This is a genomic window from Paraburkholderia sp. NMBU_R16 (assembly GCF_013282575.1).
Lineage (GTDB): Bacteria > Pseudomonadota > Gammaproteobacteria > Burkholderiales > Burkholderiaceae > Trinickia.
In genome coordinates, this window is record NZ_JAAAYE010000559.1 from 1 (window position 1) to 218 (window position 218).

A 218-nucleotide genomic window follows, 5' to 3' on the forward strand; every position below is an offset into this window, starting at 1 on the left:
GAGCCGCGCGTGGTACTTGGCCGCTTCGCGGCGCAAATGCCCCTGCTCGGGCGACACGTAGATCGAGGGGTTGTGTCGCGATAATGAAGCGATGACGAGCAAGCGGCGATTCGCTTAGGAGTCCTTACATAAGCAGCGAATAGAACTGCGCGGCGACCGTTCGAGTGGCGTGGTCACCCTTCATTTGGCCTTTGCGGATCATGTGCATGATCTCAATG

General features: G+C 58.3%; 1 pseudogene. It reads right to left on the bottom strand.

Annotated features, from left to right (window positions below):
• Window positions 1-124: 124 nt before the first annotated feature.
• Window positions 125-218 (bottom strand): annotated as a pseudogene (locus GWC77_RS29085) (IS6 family transposase); the annotation flags it as partial.